Source organism: Pseudomonas sp. HT11, assembly GCF_044875395.1.
Taxonomy (GTDB): Bacteria; Pseudomonadota; Gammaproteobacteria; order Pseudomonadales; family Pseudomonadaceae; genus Aquipseudomonas.
Genome location: NZ_CP173217.1, coordinates 4,634,394 through 4,650,143 on the forward strand (window position 1 = coordinate 4,634,394; position 15,750 = coordinate 4,650,143).

General features: G+C 62.2%; 15 protein-coding genes. 9 read left to right on the forward strand and 6 right to left on the reverse strand.

The genetic code is table 11. The features are described 5' to 3' along the window. Window positions 1–126: 126 nt before the first annotated feature. From ccoG to hemN, 6 genes are all read left to right on the forward strand, one after another. The gene (gene ccoG, locus ABWL43_RS21395; RefSeq protein ID WP_404484173.1) at window positions 127–1,542 is read left to right on the forward strand and encodes a cytochrome c oxidase accessory protein CcoG; all 1,416 of its coding nucleotides are present in this window, start codon (window positions 127–129) and stop codon (window positions 1,540–1,542) included. A gap of 15 nt (window positions 1,543–1,557) precedes the next feature. Further along, window positions 1,558–2,097 carry a FixH family protein gene (locus tag ABWL43_RS21400; protein ID WP_106576345.1) on the forward strand — a complete coding sequence of 180 codons (540 nt, stop codon included), beginning with the start codon at window positions 1,558–1,560 and terminating at the stop codon, window positions 2,095–2,097. A 116-nt stretch (window positions 2,098–2,213) separates the two neighbouring features. After that, a complete protein-coding gene (locus ABWL43_RS21405; protein ID WP_404484176.1) occupies window positions 2,214–4,664 on the forward strand; it encodes a heavy metal translocating P-type ATPase in 2,451 nt (816 codons plus the stop codon). A gap of 22 nt (window positions 4,665–4,686) precedes the next feature. Further along, window positions 4,687–4,899 carry a cbb3-type cytochrome oxidase assembly protein CcoS gene (ccoS, locus tag ABWL43_RS21410; protein ID WP_017735332.1) on the forward strand — a complete coding sequence of 71 codons (213 nt, stop codon included), beginning with the start codon at window positions 4,687–4,689 and terminating at the stop codon, window positions 4,897–4,899. Next, the gene (locus tag ABWL43_RS21415) at window positions 4,892–5,575 is read left to right on the forward strand and encodes a sulfite exporter TauE/SafE family protein (protein ID WP_404484180.1); all 684 of its coding nucleotides are present in this window, start codon (window positions 4,892–4,894) and stop codon (window positions 5,573–5,575) included. Before ccoS ends, ABWL43_RS21415 begins: the two co-directional genes overlap by 8 nt. A gap of 103 nt (window positions 5,576–5,678) precedes the next feature. Then, window positions 5,679–7,061 carry an oxygen-independent coproporphyrinogen III oxidase gene (hemN, locus tag ABWL43_RS21420; protein ID WP_404484183.1) on the forward strand — a complete coding sequence of 461 codons (1,383 nt, stop codon included), beginning with the start codon at window positions 5,679–5,681 and terminating at the stop codon, window positions 7,059–7,061. Window positions 7,062–7,068: 7 nt separating this feature from the next. On the opposite strand, the gene ABWL43_RS21425 is transcribed toward hemN, so the two are convergent. Next, window positions 7,069–7,539, reverse strand: coding sequence for a hypothetical protein (locus ABWL43_RS21425; protein ID WP_369301335.1), 471 nt, complete (start codon window positions 7,537–7,539; stop codon window positions 7,069–7,071). Between the two features lie 153 nt (window positions 7,540–7,692). On the opposite strand from ABWL43_RS21425, the gene fnr reads away from it, so the two are divergent. Both fnr and ABWL43_RS21435 read left to right on the forward strand, forming a co-directional pair. Then, complete coding sequence (gene fnr / locus ABWL43_RS21430) at window positions 7,693–8,427, forward strand: fumarate/nitrate reduction transcriptional regulator Fnr (protein WP_106576340.1); 735 nt, start codon at window positions 7,693–7,695, stop codon at window positions 8,425–8,427. Window positions 8,428–8,508: 81 nt separating this feature from the next. Then, window positions 8,509–9,057, forward strand: coding sequence for an adenine phosphoribosyltransferase (locus ABWL43_RS21435; protein WP_145159059.1), 549 nt, complete (start codon window positions 8,509–8,511; stop codon window positions 9,055–9,057). A 108-nt stretch (window positions 9,058–9,165) separates the two neighbouring features. Here ABWL43_RS21435 and ABWL43_RS21440 read toward each other — a convergent pair whose 3' ends face one another. The 5 genes from ABWL43_RS21440 to dnaX form a co-directional block, all read right to left on the reverse strand. After that, window positions 9,166–10,314 carry an acyl-CoA dehydrogenase family protein gene (locus ABWL43_RS21440; protein ID WP_262208368.1) on the reverse strand — a complete coding sequence of 383 codons (1,149 nt, stop codon included), beginning with the start codon at window positions 10,312–10,314 and terminating at the stop codon, window positions 9,166–9,168. 188 nt (window positions 10,315–10,502) lie between these two features. Next, the gene (gene recR, locus ABWL43_RS21445) at window positions 10,503–11,105 is read right to left on the reverse strand and encodes a recombination mediator RecR (protein WP_106576337.1); all 603 of its coding nucleotides are present in this window, start codon (window positions 11,103–11,105) and stop codon (window positions 10,503–10,505) included. A gap of 66 nt (window positions 11,106–11,171) precedes the next feature. Beyond that, window positions 11,172–12,206 carry an NADP-dependent oxidoreductase gene (locus ABWL43_RS21450; RefSeq protein WP_404484188.1) on the reverse strand — a complete coding sequence of 345 codons (1,035 nt, stop codon included), beginning with the start codon at window positions 12,204–12,206 and terminating at the stop codon, window positions 11,172–11,174. Window positions 12,207–12,339: 133 nt separating this feature from the next. Beyond that, window positions 12,340–12,678 (reverse strand): YbaB/EbfC family nucleoid-associated protein, encoded by a 339-nt coding sequence (locus ABWL43_RS21455; protein ID WP_083357362.1) that lies wholly within the window; start codon window positions 12,676–12,678, stop codon window positions 12,340–12,342. 43 nt (window positions 12,679–12,721) lie between these two features. Next, a complete protein-coding gene (gene dnaX, locus ABWL43_RS21460) occupies window positions 12,722–14,797 on the reverse strand; it encodes a DNA polymerase III subunit gamma/tau (RefSeq protein WP_404484192.1) in 2,076 nt (691 codons plus the stop codon). Between the two features lie 133 nt (window positions 14,798–14,930). Here dnaX and ABWL43_RS21465 point away from each other — a divergent pair, with 133 nt between their 5' ends. Further along, window positions 14,931–15,698 carry a substrate-binding periplasmic protein gene (locus tag ABWL43_RS21465; RefSeq protein ID WP_404484195.1) on the forward strand — a complete coding sequence of 256 codons (768 nt, stop codon included), beginning with the start codon at window positions 14,931–14,933 and terminating at the stop codon, window positions 15,696–15,698. Window positions 15,699–15,750 lie beyond the last annotated feature (52 nt).

The following is a 15,750-nucleotide window of genomic DNA, read 5'->3' on the forward strand; positions in this document are numbered from 1 at the left end:
GCGACCAAAGGTCGCACCCGTGCAGCACTGCCGCAGGCGTATCATTACGCCACTGCAAGAGCCTATTTTTGACCCCGGTTGGCACGTACTGGCCGAGGCAAATCTCCACCGCCGTGGGATGCAATGATGAGCAACCAAATACCGGTACATGACGTTACCCCGCCTGCCAAAAACCCCAGTCAGTCCGTCGACCTGTATGCGTCGCGAGAGAAAATCTACACCCGCGCCTTTACCGGCTTGTTCCGCAACTTGCGGATGCTGGGCGGCGCCGTTTTGTTCCTGCTGTACTTCGGCACGGTGTGGCTGAACTGGGGCGGGCATCAGGCGGTTTGGTGGAACTTGCCGGAGCGTAAATTCTTCATTTTTGGCGCGACCTTCTGGCCCCAGGATTTCATTCTGCTGTCGGGCATTCTGATCGTGGCCGCCTTTGGCCTGTTCTTTATCACCGTGTACGCCGGTCGCGTGTGGTGTGGCTATACCTGCCCGCAAAGCGTGTGGACCTGGATCTTCATGTGGTGTGAAAAGGTCACCGAAGGCGACCGCAACCAGCGCATCAAGCTCGACAAGGCGCCGATGGGCGCCAATAAGTTCCTGCGCAAATTCAGCAAGCACACGCTGTGGCTGTTGATCGGCTTTGTCACCGGCATGACGTTCGTTGGCTACTTCTCGCCGATCCGCGAACTGGTGTTCGACTTCTTCACCGGCCAGGCCGATGGCTGGTCGTATTTCTGGGTCGGCTTTTTCACCCTGGCCACCTATGGCAATGCCGGCTGGCTGCGCGAACAGGTGTGCATCTACATGTGCCCGTACGCGCGCTTTCAAAGCGTGATGTTCGACAAGGACACCCTGATCGTTTCCTACGACCCACGCCGTGGCGAAGTGCGTGGCCCGCGTAAAAAAGGCACTGACTACAAGGCCCAGGGCCTGGGCGACTGCATCGATTGCACGATGTGCGTGCAGGTGTGCCCCACCGGTATCGACATCCGCGACGGCCTGCAAATCGAGTGCATCGGCTGCGCTGCGTGTATCGACGCGTGCGACAACATCATGGACAAAATGGAGTACCCGCGCGGCCTGATCAGCTACACCACCGAGCACAACCTGTCGGGGCAGAAAACCCATAAATTGCGCCCGCGCCTGATCGGTTACGCGCTGGTATTGCTGGCAATGATCAGCCTGTTGGTCGGTGCATTTTTCATGCGCTCGCTGGTCGGTTTCGACGTCAGCAAAGACCGTGTGCTGTTCCGTGAAAATGCCGAAGGCCGTATCGAAAACGTCTACAGCCTGAAGATCATGAACAAGGACCAGCGCGACCACACCTATGTGCTCGACGCCTCGGGCCTGCCGGACCTCAAGCTGCAGGGTCGACGCGAGATCAAAGTGGCGGCCGGGGAAATCCTCAGCCTGCCGGTCGAGTTGTCGAGCGCACCCGAGCAACTGCCGTCGAGCACCAACGAGGTGACATTCATCCTCAGGGATGCCGATGACGACAGCGTCCACATTGAAGCCAAGAGCCGTTTCATCGGCCCACAAGTCCGTTAACAAGAGAGCACGACAATGCCCGCAGCTACTGCCGCAAGCCCTTGGTACAAGCACCTCTGGCCGTGGATCATCATTGGGATCCTGACCTGTTCGGTGACCTTGACCTTGTCCATGGTGACCATTGCGGTGAAGAACCCGGACAACCTGGTCAACGACAACTACTACGAGGCCGGCAAAGGCATCAATCGCTCCCTGGACCGCGAGTTGCTGGCCCAGACCCTGCAACTGCGCGCCGCGGTGCACCTGGACGAACTGACCGGTGAAGTCGACCTGCACCTGACCGGCAACAGCAACCCAACCACGCTGGAGTTGAACCTGATTTCTCCGACCCAGCCGGAGAAGGATCGCAAGATCAATCTGGCCCGCAGCGACAGTGAACCTGGCCGCTACATTGGCCAGGTCACCGACAAGGTCGAAGGCCGACGCTTTGTGGAATTGCTCGGTGTCGAGGGCGACAGGACCTGGCGCCTGTTCGAAGAAGAACAGGTCAGCCACGACAAGGACTTGCTGCTGGGTGATGAGCCGTTGCAGGGCGCTGAAGACCTGAAGAAGTAATAAGCCTGCGCTTCGCGCATCGCGGGCAAACCCCGCTCCCCCATTGGATCGCGATCCCCTGTGGGAGCCGGGCTTGCCCGCGATGAGACCCTCCCAGCCGACTAAGATCTAAACCCATGAGCACCCCAACCCCCTGCTACCACTGCGCCCTGCCCGTCCCGTCCGGCAGCCGGTTCACCGCCGTGATCCTTGGCGAGCGCCGCGAACTGTGTTGCCCGGGCTGTCAGGCGGTGGCCGAAGCCATTGTGGCCGGCGGGCTGGAAAGCTATTACCAGCACCGCAGCGATGCCTCGGCCAACCCCGAAGCGCTGCCGGTGCAACTGGTGGACGAGTTGGCCCTGTACGACCGCGCCGACGTGCAAAAACCCTTTGTGCGCCATGACGGTGACCTCGCCGAAACCACCCTGTTGATGGAAGGCATCAGTTGCGCGGCCTGTGGCTGGCTGATCGAAAAACACCTGCGCAGCCTGCCTGCGGTGGCCGAGGCGCGGCTGAACCTGTCCAACCACCGCCTGCACGTGCGCTGGGCCGACGCGCAATTGCCGCTGAGCCAACTGCTCAGTGAGCTGCGCCATATCGGCTACGCCGCCCATCCTTATCAGGCTGACCGCGCCGCCGAGCAGTTGGCCGGCGAAAACCGTCTGGCCTTGCGCCAATTGGGGGTGGCGGGGTTGCTGTGGTTCCAGGCGATGATGGCGACCATGGCCACTTGGCCCGAATTCAATATCGACCTGAGCCCGGAGCTGCACGTGATCCTGCGCTGGGTGGCGATGTTTCTGACCACGCCCATCGTGTTCTACAGCTGCGCGCCCTTCTTCAAAGGTGCGCTGCGCGACCTGCGCACGCGCCACCTGACGATGGACGTGTCGGTGTCCCTGGCGATTGGCGGCGCGTATCTGGCCGGCATCTGGACCGCTATCACCGGCGTCGGCGAGCTGTATTTCGACGCGGTGGGCATGTTCGCGCTGTTCCTGCTGGCCGGCCGTTACCTGGAGCGCCGAGCGCGGGAACGTACGGCCGCCGCCACCGCTCAACTGGTCAACCTGTTGCCCGCCTCGTGCCTGCGCCTGAAAGCTGACGGCCAGAGCGAACGCATTCTGCTCAGCGAATTGGCCGTGGGTGACCGCGTGCTGGTACACCCCGGCGCGGTGCTGCCGGCAGACGGCGTCATCCTCGACGGCCAGTCAAGCATCGATGAAGCCCTGCTCACCGGCGAATACCTGCCGCAGCCACGCCACGTGGGCGATGTGGTGACGGCCGGCACACTCAACGTCGAAGGTGCGCTGACGGTTGAGGTCCGCGCCCTGGGCCATGACACGCGCCTGTCCGCCATCGTGCGCCTGCTGGAGCGTGCCCAGGCCGAGAAACCGCGCCTGGGGCAAATCGCCGACCGTGCTGCGCAATGGTTTCTGCTGTGCTCGCTGATCGCCGCGGCGTTGATCGGCCTGCTGTGGTGGGAATTGGATGCCTCGCGGGCGTTCTGGATTGTGTTGGCGATGCTGGTGGCGACCTGCCCGTGCGCGCTCTCTTTGGCCACGCCAACCGCCCTCACCGCCGCCACGGGTACGCTGCATAAACTCGGGCTGTTACTGACTCGCGGGCATGTGCTGGAAGGCCTGAACCAGATCGACACGGTGATTTTCGACAAGACCGGCACCCTGACCGAAGGCCGCCTGGCGTTACGTGCGACCCATCCCTTGGGCGCGCTGAACAGCGATGATTGCCTGAGCCTCGCCGCCGCCCTGGAGAACCGCTCCGAACACCCGATTGCGCGGGCTTTTGGCCGTGCGCCGCTGGCCGCTGAAGAAGTCCTGAGTTTCCCCGGCCTGGGCCTGGAAGGCCGTGTGGGTGAGCGCCAACTGCGTATCGGCCAACCGGGGTTTGTCTGCCAATTGAGTGGTTGCCCCACTCCCGCCTCGCCGGACGACGCGGGCCAGTGGCTGCTGCTGGGTGATCGTGACGGCGCACTCGCCTGGTTCGTGCTGGATGACCGTCTGCGCAGCGACGCGCCGGCCCTGTTGGCGGCATGCAAAGCGCGCGGTTGGCGCACGTTGCTGCTGTCCGGTGACAGCTCGCCGATGGTGGCCAGCGTCGCCTGCGAACTGGGCATTGACGAAGCCCACGGCGGCCTGCGCCCCGACGACAAACTGCAGGTGCTGCAACAGTTGCACAAGGAAGGCCGCAAGGTGCTGATGCTTGGCGATGGCGTCAACGATGTGCCGGTGCTCGCCGCTGCCGATATCAGTGTGGCAATGGGCTCGGCCACGGACCTGGCGAAAACCAGCGCCGATGCCGTGCTGTTGTCCAATCGACTCGACGCATTGGTGCAGGCCTTTACCCTGGCGCGGCGCACCCGTCGGGTAATCCTCGAAAACCTGCTGTGGGCCGGACTGTACAATGGCCTTATGCTGCCGTTTGCCGCGCTCGGCTGGATCACGCCGATCTGGGCGGCGATCGGCATGTCCCTCAGCTCGTTGACTGTGGTGCTCAACGCCTTGCGCCTGACTCGCCTGCCGAGCGCGCCGACTGCAAGCGCCCCCTTAGTAACCCGCCCGCTGCCGGCCTGAGCCGCGTGGGCATGGAGTGCAGATGCCAGCTTTATACGTGATGATTCCAGCGGCGCTGCTGTTAGTCGGCGTCGCCATCTATATCTTCTTCTGGGCAGTGGACAGCGGCCAGTACGACGACCTCGACGGCCCGGCCCACAGCGTGCTGTTTGACGATCAGGACCCGAACCACCTGGCGGCTGTCGACGAAGCCAACGGGCCCGAGCAACCGCCCAAAGATCCGCCCCATGCTTGAACTGGCGCCGCTGCTGGTCTCTGCGCTGATCCTTGGCCTGCTGGGCGGCGGCCATTGCCTGGGCATGTGCGGCGGGTTGATGGGCGCACTGACCCTGGCGATCCCCAAAGAGCAACGCAGTCGGCGCTTTCGCCTGCTGCTGGCGTACAACCTGGGGCGCATCCTCAGCTATACCGCCGCGGGCTTACTGATCGGCCTGGCCGGCTGGGCGGTAGCCAACAGCCCGGCGGCGATGTTCATGCGTGTGCTTGCCGGTTTATTGCTGATCAGCATGGGCCTGTACCTGGCCGGTTGGTGGAGCGGCCTTACGCGCATCGAAAGCCTAGGTCGCGGCTTGTGGCGCTATATACAGCCCGTCGCCAACCGTTTGCTGCCGGTGTCCAGCCTGCCGCGCGCGTTGCTGTTGGGCGCGCTGTGGGGCTGGCTGCCGTGCGGCCTGGTCTACAGCACGTTGCTGTGGGCGGCGAGCCAAGGCAATGCGGCGGACAGTGCGTTGCTGATGCTGGCGTTCGGGCTCGGCACCTGGCCGGTGTTGCTGGCGACCGGGCTGGCCGCTGAACGCGTCACAGCCGTGCTGCGCAAACGCAGCGTGCGTGTGGCTGGAGGCTTGCTGGTGATTCTGTTTGGCCTGTGGACCTTGCCCGGTCCGCACCAACACTGGCTAATGGGCCATTAAATCGCCATGTGGCATAGCGCCGCTCCCCGTTGATGCAAATCAACATGCCCTGCCCGGCGCGCCCCTAGACTCGGCCCACTAGCCAATCCGGGGGACCGCCCGCATGCTCGACGCCATTCGTTGGGACACAGATCTGATTCACCGCTACGACTTGGCGGGGCCGCGCTACACGTCCTACCCCACCGCCGTACAATTCGACAGCCAGGTCGGCACTTTCGACCTGCTCCACGCCCTGCGCGACAGCCGCAAGGCCGTGCGCCCCCTGTCGCTGTATGTGCATGTGCCGTTCTGCGCGAACATTTGCTACTACTGCGCCTGCAACAAGGTCATCACCAAGGACCGTGGCCGCGCCCAGGCTTACCTGCAACGCCTGGAGCAGGAAATCCAACTGGTGGCCTGCCACCTCGACCCGAAACAGCCGGTCGAGCAGTTGCACTTCGGCGGCGGCACACCGACCTTTCTGAGCCACGACGAACTGCGCCAGGTCATGGCACGCCTGCGCCAGCACTTCAATTTGCTCGACGATGATTCTGGCGACTACGGCATTGAAATCGACCCGCGTGAAGCCGACTGGGCGACCATGGGCCTGCTGCGTGAACTGGGTTTCAACCGTGTGAGCATCGGCCTGCAAGACCTCGATCCCGAGGTGCAGCGTGCGGTCAACCGCCTGCAGAGCCTGGAAGAAACCCGCGCCGTGATCGATGCGGCGCGCACCTTGCAGTTTCGCTCGATCAATATTGACTTGATCTACGGGCTGCCCAAGCAAACGCCGATCAACTTCGCACGCACGGTGGAGGAAGTGATCAGCCTGCAACCGGATCGCCTGTCGGTGTTCAACTACGCGCATTTGCCGGAGCGTTTCATGCCGCAACGGCGGATCAACACCGACGACCTGCCCTCTCCGGCGGAAAAACTGCTGATGCTGCAAACCACCATCGAGCAGTTGACCCGCGCGGGCTATCGCTACATCGGCATGGACCACTTCGCGCTGCCGGATGACGAACTGGCCGTCGCCCAGGAAGAAGGCACGTTGCAGCGTAACTTTCAGGGCTACACCACCCACGGGCATTGCGACCTGATCGGGCTGGGCGTGTCGGCGATCAGCCAGATTGGCGACCTGTACAGCCAGAACAGCAGTGACCTCAACCACTACCAGAACGCCCTGGCCGGTGCGCAACTGGCTACCAGCCGTGGCCTGGTGTGCACCACGGATGATCGGTTGCGGCGCGAAGTGATTCAGCAGTTGATCTGCACCTTCAGCCTGAAATTCGAGCAGATCGAACAGGCCTTCAACATCGATTTTCGCGGCTATTTCGACGAGCTATGGCCGCAGCTGCAGACGATGGCCGCCGATGGCCTGATCGAGCTTGATGCTCAGAGCATTCGCGTATTGCCTGCCGGGCGCTTGCTGGTGCGCTCGGTGTGCATGGTGTTCGATGCCTACCTGGAGCACCAGAACAGGCAACGATTCTCGCGGGTGATCTAGGCCTGAATTATTTGGACAGCAGCGTCATTGCTTCCATTTGAGCTTCAGGCGACTCATCTTTCAGCGATTTGGACAGCTGCCCCTGGGCGGTCATCAACCCGGACTGAATCGAAGCAATATCCCCCTGCAAACCGGCGACCTTCGCCTGGCGTGCCTCCGGGCTCAGGGCCGTATCATTCATGGCTGCTGAAAGCTGAGCCATCTTCTCGGCAAGCTGCTTCCTGAGTTCGCGGATCATTTTCAGCATCTGTTTGATGGTGTCTTTCAGATTGCTGTCGTCGATGTCTTTGTTGGGGTTGCTACCGGCTTGAGAAGCCTTGAGCCCTGCCCCGGATATCTTCACCACCACACCTTCGCCGGGCGTGGGTGGAGGCGCAGGTTTGTCATCGACCTTCTTGCCCGCAAGCGCATCAGCGGCCGTCAAAACCTGCGGGGCCTTGGTAGTAATGACAGGGTTATTGAAAGGGATTACCGACATGACCTGAGCTCCAGCTCATAGGGATTCACCTATGTATCGGCGTCGATACATAAACCTTTATGCACGTGCCGCTTTTTTGTACACGCTGGTCTGATCCCCCCTCGGTGCGTTACCCTTACGTCTTATGTGTGTTTTCCCACAAGGATTTAAGAAATGTCCGAGCCAGTCAAACTGCGCGCTCACAGCCAGGCTCACTGCAAGGATTGCAGCCTGGCTCCCCTCTGCCTGCCACTTTCGTTGAATCTGGAAGACATGGAAGCGCTGGACGAAATCGTTAAACGCGGCCGCCCGCTGAAAAAGGGCGAGTTTCTGTTTCGCCAGGGCGACAAATTCGATTCCGTTTATGCAGTGCGTTCAGGCGCGTTGAAGACGTTCAGCCTCAGCGACAGCGGCGAAGAGCAGATCACCGGGTTCCACCTGCCCAGCGAACTGGTCGGGTTGTCCGGCATGGACACCGAGATTCACCCGGTGTCGGCCCAGGCGCTGGAGACGACATCGGTGTGCGAAATCCCCTTCGAACGCCTGGATGAACTGGCCCTGCAGTTGCCGCAGCTGCGTCGCCAATTGATGCGTGTGATGAGCCGCGAGATTCGCGACGACCAGCAGATGATGCTGTTGTTGTCGAAGAAAACCGCCGACGAGCGAATCGCCACGTTCCTGGTCAACCTGTCGGCGCGTTTCCGTGCCCGTGGGTTCTCGGCCAATCAGTTCCGCCTGAGCATGTCGCGCAATGAAATCGGCAACTACCTGGGCCTGGCGGTGGAAACCGTGTCCCGCGTGTTCACGCGCTTCCAGCAAAACGAGCTGATTGCCGCTGAAGGCAAGGAAGTGCATATCCTCGATCCGATCCAACTGTGCGCGCTGGCCGGCGGCTCCCTGGAAGGTTGATCCAGCCGCTTGCGGCCGCGCCAATCGGCGAGGCCGCAGGTATACTTCGAGTCCGTTTTCCGCTCCCAGGACTCTTCGACGATGACCTTCGATTCGTTCGACATCAAATCCCTGATCCGCCCTGTCATCGACTTCCCCAAGCCTGGGGTTATCTTTCGTGACATCACCCCGCTGTTCCAATCGCCCCGCGCCCTGCGCCTGGTCGCCGACAGCTTTGCCCAGCGTTATGTCGAGGCCGATTTCACCCACATCGGCGCGATGGATGCGCGCGGCTTTCTGATCGGCTCGATCATCGCCTACCAACTGAACAAACCGCTGATTCTGTTCCGCAAACAGGGCAAGCTGCCGGCTGACGTGCTGGCCGAGGGTTATCAGACCGAATACGGCGAAGCGTTTCTTGAAGTGCACGCAGACAGCCTGTGCGAAGGCGACTCGGTGCTGATGTTCGATGACCTGATCGCCACCGGCGGCACCCTGATCGCGGCGGCCAATCTGGTGCGGCGCATGGGCGCGAGGATTTTCGAGGCGGCGGCGATTATCGACCTGCCGGAACTGGGCGGCTCGCAACGCCTGCAAGACATGGGCATTCCGACGTTTTGCCTAACGCAGTTTGCGTTGACAGAGCGTTAAGAGACGTCTGTCAGGGCCTCATCGCGGGCAAGCCCGGCTCCCACAAGTGACCGCGTTCCAATGTGGGAGCTGGCTTGCCTGCGATAGCGTCCCAAAGACCACCACCGATCAAAGCCCCATCTGCTTGCTGATGATTTCATTCATCACCTCGCGCGTGCCCCCGCCAATCGACAGAATGCGATTGTCGCGGTACAACCGCTCCACCAAATTGCCGCGCATGTAACCCTGGCCGCCAAGGATCTGCACCGCGTCATAAGTCACGCGGTCGGCGGTGTCGGTGGCCAGGTTCTTGGCCATGGAAATCTCCTTGATCACACTCTTGCCGGCCGCCATCTTCGCCGCCTGGCGGTAGGTGAATTCCCGCGAAACCTCCACCGCCGTGGCCATTTCCGCCAGCCGGTGCTTGAGCACCTGGAATTTGCCGATGGGTTTGCCGAACGCTTCGCGCTGGGCGGCCCATTTGAGACTCTCCTCCAATGCAAGCTGCGCGGTCATATTGGCCATCAGCGCCAGGGCCAGGCGCTCACTCTGGAAGTTGCCCATGATGCAGGCAAAGCCCATGTTCTCGACGCCGATCAGGTTGCCCACCGGCACACGGCAATCGTCGAAGAACAACTCAGCGGTGTCCGATGCCCACCAGCCCATTTTCTTCAGCGGCTGGCCGACCGTGAAACCGGGCGTGTCTTTCTCGATGAGCAATAAGCTGATGCCGCCAAAGCCGGGCCCACCGGTGCGCACCGCGACCGTGTAGAAGTCGGCACGCACGCCACTGGTGATAAAGGTTTTGCTGCCGCTCACGCGGTAATGCTCGCCATCGCGGATGGCGCGGGTTTGCAGGTTGGCGACATCGGAGCCGCCACCCGGCTCGGTAACCGCCAGCGCGCTGATCTTCTCGCCGGCCAATACCGGAGGCGCAACGCGCTCGCGCACCTCGGGCCGCGCCCATTTGACGACCGGTGGCAGGCCGATATCCAGCGAACCCAGGCCAGCCACCACACCACCGGAGCCGCAGCGCATCAGCTCTTCGCTGGCGGCGACCTTGGCGAACAGGTCACCTTCGTGACTGCCGCCCAGGCTTTCGGGGTAACCAATGCCGAGGATTCCCGCCGCGCCGGCCTTGAGGTACAACTCACGGGGAAAGCTTTGCGCTTCCTCCCACTGCTCAATGCCCGGCAACATCTCGCGCTCGACAAAACGGCGCACGCTGTCGCGAACCAATTGGTGGCTGGGGTCGAAGTAGTCCTGATAGGCAGACATCGGCAAGCTCCACGGTGGGGTGGAGCGAAATTACCAAGCGCTTGCTTGGTTTTCAAGATCCCCCTTACACCACAAAACCACTGTGGGAGCTGGCTTGCCTGCGATGGCGTTGGAGCAGAGACGTCGATGTCGCCTGACACTCCGCCATCGCAGGCAAGCCAGCGCCCACATTTGAACAGCGGTGTGGCTTAGAGGGCGATCGGCTTGCGGCCTGCAAACGAATGCGCCAGTGTCCCGCCGTCCACCAATTCCAGCTCGCCGCCCAACGGCACGCCATGGGCGATGCGCGAGGTAATCAAGCCTTTATTGGTCAGCAGCTGGGCGATGTAATGCGCGGTGGCTTCGCCTTCCACCGTCGGGTTGGTCGCCAGGATCACCTCGGTAAACGTGCCCTGCTCTTCAATGCGCGCCACCAACTGCGGAATGCCGATGGCTTCCGGCCCCAGGCCATCGAGCGGCGACAGATGGCCCTTGAGCACGAAGTAGCGCCCGCGATAGCCGGTCTGCTCCACCGCGTACACATCCATCGGCCCTTCCACCACGCACAGCAGCGTGTCGTCGCGACGCAGGTCGGCGCATTGCGGGCAAAGGTCTTCTTCGGTGAGGGTGCGGCACTGGCGACAGTGGCCCACACCGGTCATGGCCTGACTCAAGGCCTGGGCCAACCGGGTGCCACCGCTGCGATCACGCTCCAGCAGTTGCAGCGCCATACGCTGGGCGGTTTTCTGACCGACACCCGGCAAGGTGCGCAAGGCGTCGATCAGTTGGCGAATCAGGGGGCTGAAGCTCATGAGCGAATGGTCCGACAAAACAACGAGACGCGGTTTATACCCGCGCCCCGGATTAGCGTCAAATGGTCAATCCTGCGCGACGCGTACCACCAACTTGCCGAAGTTGCTTCCCTCGAGCAAACCGATAAAGGCTTCGGGCGCCTGCTCCAGGCCCTCCACCACGTCTTCGCGGAACTTGATCTTGCCATCCCGCACCCACGGCGCCATGGCGCTGAGGAATTCGGGCTGGCGATCGCCATAGTCGTCAAACACGATAAAACCCTGGATGCGCACGCGTTTGGTCAGCAAGGTGCGTTGCAACGCGGGCAGCCGGTCCGGCCCGCTGGGGGCTTCATGGGCGTTGTAGCCGGCAATCAGGCCGCACAAGGGAATGCGTGCCTTGGGATTGAGCAGCGGCAATACCGCGTCGAAGACCTTGCCACCGACGTTTTCATAATAGATGTCCACGCCGTTGGAGCACGCCAGGGCCAGCTCTTGGGCAAAGTTGGCGCTCTTGTGATCGACGCAGGCGTCAAAACCCAGCTCGTCCACCACGTAGCGGCACTTGTCCGCGCCACCGGCGATGCCCACTACGCGCAAGCCCTTGAGCTTGGCCACCTGGCCCACCACCGAGCCGACTGCGCCAGACGCCGCCGCGACCACCAGGGTTTCGCCGGCCTGAGGCTGACCAATATCCATCAACCCCATGTACGCCGTCATGCCCGGCATCCCCAGCACACCCAGCGCCATCGACGGGCTGGCCAGGCCACCGGGCACCGGCATCAGGTTACGGCCGTCGCTGATGCTGTGGCTCTGCCAGCCCGTGGAACCGACGACCAGGTCGCCAACTTCAAATTTCGGATTACGCGACTGCTCGATACGGCTGACAGCGCCACCAGTCATTACCTCGTCGATTTCCACCGGTGCGGCGTAGGACGGTGCGTCGCTCATGCGGCCGCGCATGTACGGGTCGAGCGACAGGTACAGCGTTTTCAAGAGCACCTGGCCGTCCGCCAGCTCCGGCAAATTCACGCGCTCCAGGCGAAAGTTTTCAGGAGTTGGCGCACCTTGCGGGCGCGAGACCAGCACGATGCGCTGGTTGAGAATGGGTTCTTGAGGCATGAGGGGGCTCCTTTATCGAATGCGTCGGTATAGGGTGCAGACCATGCTTGCCACGCCAGGGTTCGATTGGATCGGCACAAACAAAAATGCCAGGCACTGGGCCTGGCATTTGATTCTAGCCAAGGCTAGACCATCAGAACGGCATCTTCATGCCCGGTGGCAGTTGCATGCCAGCGGTCACGCCGGACATTTTGTCCTGGCTGTTGGCTTCGATCTTGCGCACGGCGTCGTTGACGGCCGCGGCGAACAGCGCTTCAAGCATCTCCAGGTCATCTTCGCTGGTGCCTGGCAATACGCTTGGGTCGATGCTCACGCGCTTGATGTCGTGACGACCGGTCATCACCACGCTAACCATATCGCCACCGGCTTTACCGGTGACTTCGGCGTTGGCCAGTTCTTCCTGCATCTTGGCCATCTTTTCCTGCATCTGCTGTGCCTGCTTCATCAGGCCGGCCATGCCACCTTTCATCATGGGAATCACCTCAAAAGTACGTGGATCAATTAATAGCCCGGTGTCATGACGCTTGGGGCACCGGGGCTTCGACAGGTTCAATAGTATCGTGACGCACGACCGCACCGAACTGTTGCATCATTTGCTGGATGAGCGGATCAGCCTGGATCGAGTTCTCGGCATCGCGCTGACGGTTGATGCGTCGGCGTGTTGCGGCCTGGGCCGGGGTTTCCTGCTCGGGCTTGATCAACTCAATGGTGATGGTCAGCGTGCGCTCATGGTACTGGTTCAATGCATCGTTGAGCCGGCGTTGCTGGGTCGCGTTGAACAGCGCGCTGTGCGCCGGGTCCAGGTGCAACAGCCAGTGGTCGCCATCGATGGCAATCAAGGTGCAGTTGGCGGCGATGCTGCCGGTCATGCCGGAGATCGGCAACTTCGGAAACAATTCCAGCCATTGCAGCGCCAGGCCGGTGGCCGGGGCCGCAGCCGGTTCCGCCTCGGGCTCGGGTGCAGGCTCAGCGGTGTGTTCGCTGGCCAGGTCATCGAGGTAGCTGTAGGCCGAATCCATGTCCGGCTCGATGTAATCTTCGTCCAGCGGAGGTTCGTCATCGAGGTCGATGCCGGGTGTTGCGGCTTCAACCTGGGCGACGGTCGGCTCTGGAACCGGGGCAGACACCCACTCGGGTGCGTCCGGCACCACGCTGTCGGGCGTCGGCGTCGGCATCGGCGTGAGTTCGGGCTGCTCACCGCTGGTTTCCAGCACGGGCTCCACGGCAGGCTGCAGTTCCACGTCGGGCTCGGCGTCTACCGGGTCATTCCACGGCAGGTCGACCACGGCTTCGGGCTCAGGCTCGGTCACCGGCGCCGGCGCGATGGCTGGCGCAGCCGTCACCGGCTCGGGCGCAACCACTACCGGCTCAGGCGCGGGCGCCACGGGCGCAGGCGCAGCAACTACTGGCGCGACTACGGCCGCGCCAGCCACTGGTTTGGCGGAATCAACTGTGGCCTGGCTGATCCCCACTGGCTTTAGCGGCTGTCTCGGCGCGTCGGCCGCATCCGCCGGTCGGAACGCCAGCATCCGCAGCAGGACCATTTCAAAGCCACCGCGCGGGTCCGGTGCCAGCGGCAGGTCGCGGCGCCCGATCAGGCCCATCTGGTAGTAGAACTGCACATCTTCGGCCGGCAATGCCTGGGCCAGCGCCAATACGCGGTCGCGGTCGCCATGGCCGTTGTCGACACCTTCAGGCAACGCCTGGGCAATCGCAACGCGGTGCAAGACGTTGAGGATTTCCGACAGCACGCCGTTCCAGTCCGGGCCTTGTTCCGACAAGTGGCGCACCGCCTCGAGCAACGCCTTGGCGTCGCCCTCGATCAGCGCGTGCAGCACGTCGAACACCTGGCCATGGTCGAGGGTACCGAGCATGGCGCGCACGTCGGCGGCCATCACCTTGCCTTCGCCAAAGGCGATGGCCTGGTCGGTGAGGCTCATGGCATCGCGCATCGAACCATCGGCCGCGCGGCCAAGCAGCCACAGCGCGTCGTCTTCGAACGGCACGTTCTCGACCCCCAGCACGTGGGTCAAATGCTCGACCACACGCTCAGGGGTCATGTTTTTCAGGGAAAACTGCAGGCACCGCGACAGAATCGTTGCAGGAAGTTTCTGCGGGTCGGTGGTGGCCAGGATGAATTTGACGTACGGCGGCGGCTCTTCCAGGGTTTTCAACAGCGCGTTGAAGGAATGGCTGGAAAGCATGTGCACTTCGTCGATCAGGTAGACCTTGAAGCGGCCACGGCTCGGTGCGTACTGCACGTTATCGAGCAACTCGCGGGTGTCTTCGACCTTGGTGCGGCTCGCGGCGTCGATTTCGATCAGGTCGACGAAACGCCCTTCATCGATCTCGCGGCACACCGAACACGTGCCGCAAGGCGTCGAAGTGATACCGGTTTCACAGTTCAGGCATTTGGCGATGATGCGCGCGATGGTGGTCTTGCCCACCCCTCGTGTGCCGGTGAACAGGTAGGCGTGGTGCAGCCGTTGGCTGTCCAAGGCATTGATCAGAGCCTTGAGCACATGGGTCTGGCCGACCATTTCGCGGAACGAGCGCGGACGCCATTTACGTGCAAGAACCTGATAACTCATCGAAAACCGTCGCAACTGGGAAGCGGAAGCCGGTAATGCTAGCGGAGCAAGGGGGAAATTGCATCCGGCACGCTCGTCTAATCTGACTAAGCTCTGCTCAATGGCCCCGCAAAGGCCTGAACCCGGAGAGTGTATGCGCGTAGTCCTGGGCGCCTTATGGATGATTTCCCTTACCAGCCTCGCGGCGCCTGCGCCGTTGCGTTTCTCGGTTTCCGACAGCTGGGCGATGCCGATGGCCCAGGTGGAGGACAGCCAGCCCACCCAAGGCATTTTGTATGACTTGATGTTAAGCCTGGCCACCCAGGTCGGGCGCCCGGCCGAGTTTCACGTGCTGGCGCGGGCACGCATCGCCAACGCCATGGCGCATAGCGACGTCGATGTACGCTGTTATGTCGCCCAGGACTGGGTCGACAGCCTGTCCGGCGACTACACCTGGAGCGTGCCGCTGATGGTGCAACGCAATGTGCTGGTAAGCCGCCACGCGACGCCGCAGCCTGCAGAAGTCGGCACGCTGACGCCTCAGCCGATCGGCACGGTGCTCAACTACCGCTACGCTGTGCTCGACCCATTGTTTACCACTGGCCAGCTCACCCGCGACGATTCGCGCAGCGAAGCCTTGGTGCTGCAAAAGCTGGTCGCCGGGCGTTTTGAATACGCCGTGATTAACGAATGGATACTCGAACGCTTCAATTTGAACCTGCCGCCGAACCAGCGGCTGCAAAAGGTCGCGATCATAGACGAGCAAAGCCTGGGTTGCATCGTGCGCAACGACCCGAACGTGCCGGTACAGCGGATCTTGCGTACGCTGCTGCGGATGAAGATGTCGGGGGAAATCGACGACATCATCAACCTGTACACCGGCGAAAGTGAGCGATCACCGCTCACTCCTGACAAGAACTGACAGGGCATCCCTCTAGACTGGGCGCACTTGAACGCCCATTCCCAAGGAGCCT